This is a genomic window from Rhodopila globiformis (genome assembly GCF_002937115.1).
Lineage (GTDB): Bacteria > Pseudomonadota > Alphaproteobacteria > Acetobacterales > Acetobacteraceae > Rhodopila > Rhodopila globiformis.
Genome location: NZ_NHRY01000100.1, coordinates 1 through 8,968 on the forward strand (window position 1 = coordinate 1; position 8,968 = coordinate 8,968).

Consider the following 8,968-nt stretch of genomic DNA (forward strand, 5'->3'; position numbering starts at 1 on the left):
TGGCCCGGACAAGCCGGGCCATGACGATGGGGGAACGCTCTTGGCGCCCAGGCAAGCACTTGATTTTACGGTCATTTCCGACTCGTTTCCAGGATGTGTGCATTGCGTAGGGCGTGTCCCGGCCATCTGCGCTTCGACGGTGGGGGTAGATGGCCGGGACACGCCCGGCCATGACGGTGAGGGAACGGCCGCCGCCAGCGCCGTTGCCTGTCCCTATCCACCTGCGGTTCGCTTTTGCGCCCACGGGGATACGCCTCGCCGTGAGAGAAAGGCAATGGAGCAGGACACATGGAGGCTCAGCCGGCGGTCTCCGTCCGGCCAAGCCGCCGTTCGATCCGCCCGACGCGCAGGTCCGTCCGATCCATCCGGCGATTGAGCCCGGCCATGGTTTCCTCCAGGTTCGTCGCGCGGACCTTGATGCCGGCCAGATCATCGATGGTGCGGTCCAGCTTGACGTCCACCCGATGCATGAACCGCAGGACAAGGCTGTCGGGTCCGTCGCTCATATCGTTTCTCCTGCACGGGTAGCATCGTTCTGACGGCCCTGTTTTTCAGGCCTTTCGTGGCACGCCGCGGCATGTCCCCCTGCCCAGCCCCCACCGGTAGCGCTCGCTCCCAACCCACGCCATATTACCACTCGCACAGACGAAGGGTCGCCATGAGCTTCCGTTCCCTCTACCGCCACGGCTTCGCCCGTGTCGCCGCCTGCACCACCCGCACCGCGCTGGCGGACCCGGCCACCAACGCCGAGACCATCCTGCGCATGGCACGGGACTGCGATCGGCAGGCGGTGGCGGTGGCGGTGTTTCCCGAGCTCGGCCTGTCTGGCTACGCCATCGGCGATCTGCTGCAGCAGGTGGTGCTGCTGGATGCGGTGGAGGCCGCGATCGACACCATCGTCGCCGAATCCACGGATCTCATGCCGCTGCTGCTGGTGGGCGCGCCGCTGCGCCACCTGGGCGGGCTGTACAACTGCGCCGTCGCCATCCATCGCGGCCAGTTGCTCGGCGTGGTGCCGAAGATCCACCTGCCGAACTATCGCGAATTCTACGAGACCCGTCACTTCGCCAGCGGCGACGGCACCGAAGGCGGCGCCATCACCATCGGCCTCAACACCGTCCCGTTCGGCCCCGACCTGCTGTTCGAGTCCGCCGACATCAACGGCCTGGTGGTCCACGCCGAGATCTGCGAGGACGTCTGGGTGCCCAACCCGCCCAGCAGCGAGGCGGCCGTGGCGGGCGCGACCGTGCTGGCGAACCTCTCGGCCAGCAACATCACCATCGCCAAGGCGGAAACCCGCCGCCTGCTGTGCCGCTCGCAGTCGGCCCGCTGCCTGGCGGCGTATCTGTATGCCGCGGCCGGGGCCGGCGAGTCGACCACCGACCTCGCCTGGGACGGCCAGGCATCGGTGTTCGAGAACGGCGCCACGCTGACGGAAACCGAGCGCTTCCCGGCGCACGACCAGGCGGCGATCGCCGACATCGATCTCGACCTGCTGGCGCAGGAGCGGCTGCAGATGGGCTCGTTCGACACCAACCGCCGCCGCAGCGCCCGCGCCTTCCGCCGCATCGGTTTCACCGTCTCGCCGCCCGAGGACGATGCCGGCTTCCGCCGCCGTGTCGAGCGCTTCCCGTTCGTCCCTGCCGATGTCTCGCGCCTCGCGCAGGACTGCTACGAGGCGTACAACATCCAGGTCTCCGGCCTGGCGCAGCGGATGCGCGCGACCGGGTCGAAGAAGGCGGTGATCGGCATTTCGGGCGGGCTGGATTCCACCCAGGCGCTGCTGGTCTGCGCCCAGGCGTTCGATCTGCTGGGCCTGCCGCGCGGGAACATCCTGGCCTACACCATGCCGGGCTTCGCCACCTCGGACCACACCAAGTCGAACGCCTGGCGGCTGATGAAGGCCCTGGACGTGACCGCGCATGAGCTGGATATCCGGCCGGCGGCGCGGCAGATGCTGGCCGATCTCGGACACCCGTTCGCCGAGGGACAGGCGGTGTATGACGTCACCTTCGAGAACGTGCAGGCCGGGCTGCGCACCGACTACCTGTTCCGGCTGGCGAATCACCACGGCGGCATGGTCATCGGCACCGGCGACCTGTCGGAGCTGGCGCTGGGCTGGTGCACTTATGGCGTCGGCGACCAGATGTCGCACTACAACGTCAATGCCGGCGTGCCGAAGACGCTGATCCAGCATTTGATCCGTTGGATCATCGGCTCGAAGCAGTTCGCCGAGGACGTGCTGGCGACGCTGGAGGCGATCCTGGCCACCGAGATCTCGCCCGAGCTGATCCCGGCCGAGGCCGGCGCCGCCCCGCAAAGCACCGAAGCCAAGATCGGCCCCTACGCGCTGCAGGATTTCACCCTGTTCCACGTCCTGCGCCACGGCTTCCCGCCGTCCAAGGTCGCCTTCCTGGCGCTGCACGCCTGGGAGGACAAGGACCGCGGCGACTGGCCGCCGCATTTCGACGCGGACCGCCGCGTCGCCTACGACCTGAAGCAGATCCGGCACTGGATGGAGGTCTTTCTCACCCGCTTCTTCGCCTTCAGCCAGTTCAAGCGCAGCGCCCTGCCGAACGGGCCGAAGGTCTCGGCCGGCGGCTCGCTGTCGCCGCGCGGCGACTGGCGGGCGCCGTCGGACGGCAACGCCGCCGCCTGGCTGGCGGAGCTGGAACGCAACGTCCCTCTGGAGTAACGAACCCGGACCCAGACCTTGCAGCATTTCCTGTACCTCGTGGCGGCCGGGCTGGTGGCCGGCAGCATGAATGCCGTCGCCGGCGGCGGCTCGTTCGTCACCTTTCCGACGCTGGTGCTGGTTGGGCTGCCGCCGATTGCCGCCAACGCCACCAGCACGGTGGCGCTGTGCCCCGGCACGCTGGCGAGCACCTGGGCCTATCGCCGTGAGTTGACGGGCATCGGCGGCATCAGCCTGCGCGTGCTGCTGCCCATCGGGCTCGCCGGCGGGCTGAGCGGGGCGATCCTGCTGCTGATCACGCCCGGCGGGCTGTTCGACAAGGTCATTCCCTGGCTGCTGCTGCTGGCGACCCTGACGTTCCTGGGCGGGCGGCGTCCCGGCATCTGGCTGCGGCACTATGTGTGCATCGGCCGGCCGGCGCTGCTGGCCGCGCAGTTCGTCATCTCGGTCTATGGCGGCTATTTCGGCGGCGCCGTCGGGCTGATGATGCTGGCGGTGTGGACGCTGCTGGAAACGGCCGATCTGCAGGCGATGGCGGCGGCGCGGACGCTGCTGGTCAGCACCGCCAATGCCAGCGCGGTGCTCTGCTTCATCCTGGCCGGCGCGGTGTGGTGGCCGGAGGCGTTGGCGATGATGGCGTCGGCCGTCGCCGGCGGCTACTATGGCGCCCGCTTCGCCCGGCACCTGCCGCCGCCGGTGCTGCGCGCCTTCGTCGTGACGCTCAGCGCCGCGGTCACCGCCGGGTTCTTCGTCAGGGCTTACTGAGCCGGTCACAGGCGATCGCTGCGTCCGGCAGCCGCTTCGCACGTGGAATTGCGCGGGTGGCAACGATACACAGCTTGTGGCCCGCGCGCCCGTGGGAGAAGAGTGACGCCCCCTGGGAGGCGATGTCGCCGGCCGAAGCGGCTGTGCGCTCGCGGGCCAGGCGCAAAGTCATAACAAGGGGAGACCGAGATGGCAGACGCTGTTCACATCCATCCAGCGGTGGACGCCGGGGTGAAACCAGGCTCAGGCAGCTTCAACGGCGGCACGCTGGTCTGCAAATGCGCCCAGGATCCGGTCAAGGTCAGGATCGACAGCAACATCGCCTATAACCACGCCTGCGGCTGCACCAAGTGCTGGAAGCCGGAGGGCGCGGCGTTCTCGGTCGTCGCCGTCGTGCCGCGGGACAAGCTGCATGTCACCGCCAACGAGAACAAGCTGCAGGTCGTCGATCCGAACGCCGCCATCCAGCGCCATGCCTGCAAGGGCTGTGGCGTGCACATGTATGGCCGCATCGAGAACAAGTCGCATCCGTTCTACGGCTTCGACTTCATCCATCCCGAGCTGTTCCAGGAAAGCGGCTGGCCGCCGCCGGAATTCGCCGCATTCGTCTCGTCAGTGATCGAATCCGGCGTGAAGCCCGACCAGATGGCGGGAATCCGTTCGCGGCTGAAGGAGCTGGGACTGGAACCGTATGACTGCCTGTCGCCGCCGCTGATGGATGCGATTGCCACGCATGTCGCCAAGGCCTCGGGCGTGCTTGCGGCCTGACTCGCGGGCCGGGCAGCGGATGACCCGTTGCCCGGCTGGCGTCCGTGCGGTCGGCTGTGGCGGTCAGAGCCCGGCGAGAATCGTCTCGGCCTTGCTGACCTCGAATCCGCCGGGCGCTTCGACATTCAGCTGGGTCACCTTGCCGTCCTCGGCCACCAGGGCATAGCGCTGGCTGCGCCATCCCATGCCGCGCGCGTTCAGGTCGAGCTCGAGCCCCAGCGCCTTGGTGAACTGGGCAGCGCCGTCGGCCAGCATCATGATGCTGTCGCCGGCGTTCTGGTCCTTCGCCCAGGCGCCCATGACGAACACGTCGTTGACGGCGACGCAGGCGACGGTGTCCACGCCCTTCGCCTTGAGAGCGTCGGCATTCTGCACGAATCCGGGCAGGTGCTTGGCGCTGCAGGTCGGGGTGAAGGCGCCCGGCACCGCGAACAGCACCACTTTCTTGCCCTTGAAAATCTCGTCGGTGGAGATCTCCTTCGGCCCGTCCGCGGTCGCGACCATCAGTTTCATCGACGGGATGCTATCGCCCACTTTGATTGTCATGACTTTCTGCTCCCCGAATGGGTTTCATGAGTGTCTGCCGCTGGCATGACAGGGGCCGAGTCCTAGCCTTCCCGGCAGTAGAAGTCACCCCCGGGGCCGAGCCCTGGCCCTGGCGGCCCGGTGGACCTAAAACGCCGCGGTATCACTGTTCGCCAGGCACGTGCGCATGCAATTCGATCCCTACACCCTCGCCGGCATCGTCGGCGCCGGCTGCTTCATCCTCGCCTATTTCGCCACCTTGCAGGGGTGGATGGCGGCGGACGGCTGGCCCTTTCCGGCGGCCAACCTGCTGGGCGCGACGCTGGTGCTGGTGTCGCTGATGGATGCGTGGAACCTGCCGTCCGTGGTGCTGGAATGCTTCTGGGGCGCGATCAGCCTCTACGGCCTGGCGCGCAGCCTGCGGCGCCGGACCCGGCCATGACGGAGAGGCAACGGGCCTGGCCACCACTCCACCAGGCCGGCGCCTGTGCGGCCGTGGTCGAGCCGCTGATGCCGGTCGTCCGGGCCATGCCGATGCTCCCGCCCCGCCGATTCAGCCGCAGGCAGGCGTGGTGCTATGAGGCATCCCCGGGATAAGTCATGATGCAGTGCGGCATCACACGGCCGGGACATTCAGGCGGAAGGACGGAACAATGAGCTTGCAAGGAAAAGTCGCCCTCGTGACGGGCTCGACCAGCGGCATCGGCCTGGGCATCGCCCGCGCCCTGGCCGCCGCCGAGGCGGACATCATGCTGAACGGCTTCGGCGACGCGGGGCAGATCGAGGCGTTGCGGGCCGATATCGCCGCCACCCACGGCGTCAAGGTCGGCTATCACGGCGCCGACATCAGCAAGCCGGCGCAGATCGCGGCGATGGTGGCGGATGCCGCGAAGACGCTGGGCCCGGTCGATATCCTGGTCAACAACGCCGGCATCCAGTTCACCGCCAGCGTGGAAGAGTTCCCGGACGACCGCTGGGACCAGGTCATTGCCATCAACCTCTCGGGCGTGTTCCACGGCATGAAGGCGGCCATTCCGGGGATGAAGGCGAAGGGCTGGGGGCGGATCATCAACATCGCCTCGGCGCACGGTCTGGTCGCCAGCCCGCAGAAAGTGGCCTATGTCGCAGCCAAGCATGGCGTCGTCGGCATGACCAAGGTGGCGGCGATCGAGCTGGCCAACAGCGGCGTCACCGTCAATGCGATCTGTCCCGGCTGGGTGCTGACGCCGCTGGTGGAGAAGCAACTGCACGATCGCGCCGGGCGCGAGGGCAAGACGCTGGAGCAGGTGACGCATGACCTGGTGGCGGAGAAGCAGCCGATGGTGAAGTTCACCACGCCGGAGCAGATTGGCGGCCTGGCGGTGTTCCTGTGCTCGGACGCCGCGGCGACGATCACCGGCACGCCGCTGTCGATCGACGGGGGATGGACGGCGCAGTAGGGCGGATCGCGTTCGCGCCTGGACACGCGGACGGACGTGGCTCCGGCCACGCATCGGGTGAAAGGAACCGGCACCGGGGCGGCTGGGTCCCGGTGGGCGGAGCGGCGTGGCCGACGGAGATCCCGCCCCCATTCACTGCTGAGTTCTTGCGACGAGCGGCAGTGTCGTCCCGGGGGGAAGGCAGCGGCAGAGCCTGGATTGGCGACCGATTTCTAACACGGAGAACGCGAAGGACCACCAAGGGCCACGAGGGTTTGAACGAGTCAGCCAACGATGTGGCGCAGGCCGTAATACCAACCCGCATAAAGAATTACTCACCGACGTTGCCTTCCGACCCCGGATGAAGGGTGCTTGGTGGCCGCGGATGGGTGATTTCTTATGCGGGTTGGTATAAGTCAGGTACAAAGGATCTGCGCGAAACAACCGATCCCCCGGATCGACGCACCGGCCCTTCCCCGTCATGGCGGCTACCCGGGTCAAGCCCGGGCACAGGCTCCGGGCCACCGGCCATGCCTCATGCTGATCACAGCAAAGGCGTGCATGGCCGGCCCAGGAATGCGGCTTGTCCGGTCCCGGCTCGCCAGCAAGGTCCGGTCTCCGTGGCGCTTTGTGGTCCTCCGCTTTCTCCGTGTTGAAAATCAAGGAAGAATGCGCAGGCACGGACGGTTCCGGAGGGCGCTGCCACCGCCACAGCTTCAGCCCCCGGTCGCCATCTCTCGCCAAGGGCGGCCAGGCGCAAGGGCGGCGGGCCTTCTGCCCCATCCAACGGGGGCGGCGTTTCCGGTGGGCTGTAAGCGCATCCTGTGCCGCAAGGCCGACGTTTCGGCTTCCGGCGGGCGCTGACTGTCTCTAGAAGGTTGCGGCCAACCTCCGATGGAGCTCGCATGCAGTCCCAGGAAGTCGCCCGCTTCACCACGATGATGACGAAATCGGCCGAGCTGAAGCGGCGCATCGCCACCGAGCTCGCGGAGGCGGTCATCAAGGTCGTGGATGCCTGCGAGACCAGCCTGCGCGCCGGCGGCAAGCTGCTGTTCTGCGGCAATGGCGGCTCCGCCGCCGACAGCCAGCACCTGGCGACGGAAATGCTGGTCCGGCTGCGCGGCAGCCATGAACGGCCGTCGGTTCCCGCTCTGGCGCTGACCCTCGATCCGGCGATGCTGACCGCCTGCGGCAACGATTACGGCTATGACCGGGTGTTCGAGCGGCCGTTGCGCGGCCTCGGCCGGCGCGGCGACGTGCTGTTCGGCATCACCACCTCCGGCCGCTCGCCCAATGTGGTCCGGGCGCTGCAGGCGGCGCGGGAGATGGGGATCGTCACCGTCGGCCTGCTGGGCGGCGGCGGCGAGCCGGCGCTGGGCCTGTGCGACCTGGCGCTGCTGGTGCCGGACAACGAGACGGCGCGCATCCAGGAATGCCACATTGCCCTCGGCCACGCGGTGCTGGAACTGCTGGAGGACCGCGTCATGGCGCGGCCGCTGTCGTGAAGGTGCTGGTTACCGGTTGTGCCGGCTTCATCGGGTATCACGTGGCCGAGGCGCTGCTGGCCCGTGGTGACAGCGTGGTCGGGCTGGACTGCCTGAACGACTACTATGACGTGCGGCTGAAGCAGGCGCGGCTGGAGCGGCTGCGGCGCCAGGCCGGGTTCGCGTTCCACCATCTGGACATCGCGGACAAGGACGCCGTCCGGGCGGTGATCACCGGCAACGACGACATCGTCGGGATCGTGCACCTCGCGGCGCAGGCGGGGGTGCGGTATTCGCTGGTCGATCCGTACGCCTATGTGCACAGCAACGTCATGGGCCATGTGGTGATGCTGGAGGCGGCGCGGCGGCTGGGCCGGCTGCGGCACATGGTGTTTGCCAGCACCTCCTCGGTGTACGGGTTGAACACCGAGATGCCGTTCCGCGAGACTGACCGGGTGGACACGCCGGTGTCGCTGTATGCCGCGACCAAGCGAGCGGATGAGCTGATGGGCCACGCCTATGCGCATCTGTTCGGCCTGAAGCTGACCGGGTTGCGCTTCTTCACGGTGTACGGCCCGTGGGGGCGGCCTGACATGGCGTATTTCAGCTTTGCCAAGGCCATCATGGCCGGCGAGCCGATCACCTTGTATGAGGAGGGGCGGCTGCGGCGCGACTTCACCTATATCGACGACATCGTCGCCGGCGTCGTGGGCGCGCTCGATCGGCCGCCGGAGGACCCGTGCCCGCCGCGGCTGCTGAACATCGGCAACCACCAGGTCGAGGAGGTGCGCGAACTGGTGCACCTGCTGGAGGAAAGCCTGGGCCGCAAGGCGATCATCCGATCGGCGCCGAAGCCGGCGGTGGACGTGGAGGCGACCTACGCGGCGATCGACGCCATCCATACGCTGACCGGCTTCACCCCGTCGACGCCGCTGTCGCTGGGCGTGCCGCGCTTCGTGGCGTGGTTCCGGGAGTGGCAGGCGAAAATTTCAGTTGGATGAAAAAACCGGCTTGACGGGGGTGCGGCGAGGGCCTAAATCCCCGTTCACCGCGACGGACGATTTCTCTTGCTTTGGTTCGTCGCTTCGGTTACCTTTCAAGGCTTGGCGCCATGAAGGGTGCTTCAAAAAAGCAAATGGCCCTGTCAGCCCATTTAGGGTGGGCGATGGGGGCTGTTTGGTTTTTCGTTCTTTGACAATTGCAGAAGCGAGGAAGGGATACGTTGGCGGCGCCCTGGTGATTCACCGTGATGCGGTGGGTCTGGTTAGGCGGCCTGGTGGCTGGATTGGTTGATCTGGTTCATGTCATCTGGG

The 8,968-nt window shown here is 67.5% G+C and carries 9 protein-coding genes; 7 read left to right on the plus strand and 2 right to left on the minus strand.

Going from position 1 to position 8,968, the window contains the following annotated elements:
• Positions 1-296: 296 nt before the first annotated feature.
• Complete coding sequence (locus CCS01_RS10350; protein ID WP_104518751.1) at positions 297-506, minus strand: hypothetical protein; 210 nt, start codon at positions 504-506, stop codon at positions 297-299.
• A 152-nt stretch (positions 507-658) separates the two neighbouring features.
• On the opposite strand from CCS01_RS10350, the gene CCS01_RS10355 reads away from it, so the two are divergent.
• From CCS01_RS10355 to gfa, 3 genes are all read left to right on the plus strand, one after another.
• Complete coding sequence (locus tag CCS01_RS10355) at positions 659-2,695, plus strand: NAD(+) synthase (protein WP_104518752.1); 2,037 nt, start codon at positions 659-661, stop codon at positions 2,693-2,695.
• 18 nt (positions 2,696-2,713) lie between these two features.
• Positions 2,714-3,460, plus strand: coding sequence for a sulfite exporter TauE/SafE family protein (locus CCS01_RS10360; RefSeq protein WP_104518753.1), 747 nt, complete (start codon positions 2,714-2,716; stop codon positions 3,458-3,460).
• 189 nt (positions 3,461-3,649) lie between these two features.
• On the plus strand, positions 3,650-4,228 hold the full coding sequence (gene gfa / locus CCS01_RS10365) for an S-(hydroxymethyl)glutathione synthase (protein WP_104518754.1): 579 nt from the start codon (positions 3,650-3,652) through the stop codon (positions 4,226-4,228).
• Positions 4,229-4,291: 63 nt separating this feature from the next.
• On the opposite strand, the gene CCS01_RS10370 is transcribed toward gfa, so the two are convergent.
• Positions 4,292-4,774: a peroxiredoxin gene (locus CCS01_RS10370; protein WP_104518755.1), complete on the minus strand. Its 483-nt coding sequence runs from the start codon at positions 4,772-4,774 to the stop codon at positions 4,292-4,294.
• A 166-nt stretch (positions 4,775-4,940) separates the two neighbouring features.
• On the opposite strand from CCS01_RS10370, the gene CCS01_RS10375 reads away from it, so the two are divergent.
• The 4 genes from CCS01_RS10375 to CCS01_RS10390 all read left to right on the plus strand — a co-directional run bounded on the left by CCS01_RS10375 (position 4,941) and on the right by CCS01_RS10390 (position 8,656).
• On the plus strand, positions 4,941-5,195 hold the full coding sequence (locus tag CCS01_RS10375; RefSeq protein ID WP_104518756.1) for a CBU_0592 family membrane protein: 255 nt from the start codon (positions 4,941-4,943) through the stop codon (positions 5,193-5,195).
• A gap of 211 nt (positions 5,196-5,406) precedes the next feature.
• Positions 5,407-6,192, plus strand: coding sequence for a 3-hydroxybutyrate dehydrogenase (locus tag CCS01_RS10380; RefSeq protein WP_104518757.1), 786 nt, complete (start codon positions 5,407-5,409; stop codon positions 6,190-6,192).
• Between the two features lie 884 nt (positions 6,193-7,076).
• Positions 7,077-7,676: a D-sedoheptulose-7-phosphate isomerase gene (locus CCS01_RS10385; RefSeq protein WP_104518758.1), complete on the plus strand. Its 600-nt coding sequence runs from the start codon at positions 7,077-7,079 to the stop codon at positions 7,674-7,676.
• Complete coding sequence (locus CCS01_RS10390) at positions 7,673-8,656, plus strand: NAD-dependent epimerase/dehydratase family protein (RefSeq protein ID WP_104518759.1); 984 nt, start codon at positions 7,673-7,675, stop codon at positions 8,654-8,656. Before CCS01_RS10385 ends, CCS01_RS10390 begins: the two co-directional genes overlap by 4 nt.
• Positions 8,657-8,968 lie beyond the last annotated feature (312 nt).